Here is a 1,547-nt window from a genome sequence, read left to right as displayed (position 1 = left end):
ACAAGACCCAGAAAGGCGAAGCGCCACGGGCGCCACGCACCGTTCGGGAAATGCTCGAACGCTGCGAAGACGCCCTGCCGATGCCGGACCTGATGACTTGGTTGCTGGAGCAGGAACCGGACGGCGCCACCGACGAATTGCTGTACTGGTTCTCGCGCCTGTCGCGGGAAAAACGCTTCACGCGCGAGCGTCTGGAGCGTCGCGAATACCATACCCACGAGCACCAGGTCAGCCTGCGCTCCTTCGCCCTGCTCTCGGTCAGCGATGCCACCGAGAATTCTGCGAGCACCCTCTATGGAAGTACTTCGCATGCAACTTGATCTATCCGAACTGTCCCATCTGGCACCGATCTTTCGCGAGCTGTTCAAGGGTTATCACGTCAGCCGCCGCGATCCGGAACTGTACGCACAGTTGTCGAACTTTCAGGACCAGTACCGCACGCTGTTCAAGGCCCTGGGCTTTGAACTGGTCTGCGACACCCGCGGTTTCTACTACTTCGTGCCGGACCTCGCTGCCGCCGCGGTGAACAAGACCGCGCAGCGTCTTGCGCTGTTCACCTTCATCCTCGTCGAGCACCTGGCCGACCAGGGCCGCGACCCGATCTCCGTGCTTGACGGCGGCAGTCTCGGCCGCGATGAGCTGCCGTCGTTGCTGGAAAAGTACCGCGACCTGTTCATCCAGGCCGAAGTGCAGACCCAGGACGAACTGGAAGAAAAGATCATGCGGCGCATGACCCAGCTCGGCTTTGCCAGCGAAGAAAACGGCATCTACCGTTTCCTGCCGCCGATGCACCGCTTCCTCGATGTGTGCCTGTCGGTGCAGCAGGACCGCGACCTGGCCGCCAGCCTGCACAGCGTCCTGCCGTTGCCGGTGCCGGTGCTGATCGACGAAGACAGCGACGAAAAACTGCTGCAGACCGACGATCCGCTCGATCTGAGTGAATTCGAGGGTGAAAGCGAAGAAGACGCCCTGGCCCGGGCCATTGCCGAAGAACAGGAGCTCGACGCATGAGCAAGGAACGTTACGGCATCCGCCGCTTTGCCCTTTTGAACACCGCCGGCTACAGCCTCGGCCTGTTTCCGCTGGAAGAGCCGCTGTCGGTGTACGGCGCGAACAACCTCGGTAAATCCGCCTCGATCAACGCCTTGCAGTTCCCGATCCTGGCGCGCATGTCGGACATGAGCTTCGGCAAGTACAGCCTGGAGCAGTCCCGGCGCTTCTACTTCGCCTCGGACACCAGCTACATCCTGGTCGAAGTGAACCTGCCCCACGGTCCCCACGTGATCGGTGTGGTCGGTCGCGGCCCGGGCGGCGGTTTCGGTCACCAGTTCTTTGCCTATGCCGGCAAGCTGGACCTGGCCCACTACCAGAAAAACGACACCTGCCTGCGTCAGAAAGAACTCTTCACCAACCTTGAACGCGAAGGCCTGAAAGCCTACGAACTCAAGCCGGACGAACTGCGCCGTTTGCTGGTCGGTGGCCACACCTCGATTCCCCTGGACCTGACCCTGATCCCGCTGCGCTCCACCAGCGAGCAGAGCCTGAAG

At 61.7% G+C, this 1,547-nt stretch carries 1 protein-coding gene and 2 pseudogenes; all 3 read left to right on the top strand.

The features are described 5' to 3' along the window. A pseudogene (locus tag ACXRVY_RS28395) lies at positions 1-320 on the top strand (Mks condensin complex protein MksB); the annotation flags it as partial. After that, positions 310-1,011, top strand: coding sequence for an Mks condensin complex protein MksE (gene mksE / locus ACXRVY_RS28390; protein ID WP_223461070.1), 702 nt, complete (start codon positions 310-312; stop codon positions 1,009-1,011). The pseudogene ACXRVY_RS28395 and the gene mksE, both read left to right, overlap by 11 nt. Then, positions 1,008-1,547: pseudogene (locus ACXRVY_RS28385) on the top strand (Mks condensin complex protein MksF); the annotation flags it as partial. The gene mksE and the pseudogene ACXRVY_RS28385, both read left to right, overlap by 4 nt.

The organism is Pseudomonas sp. P5_A2_2, assembly GCF_054177685.1.
This window is presented reverse-complemented; position numbering and strand designations above follow the sequence as displayed.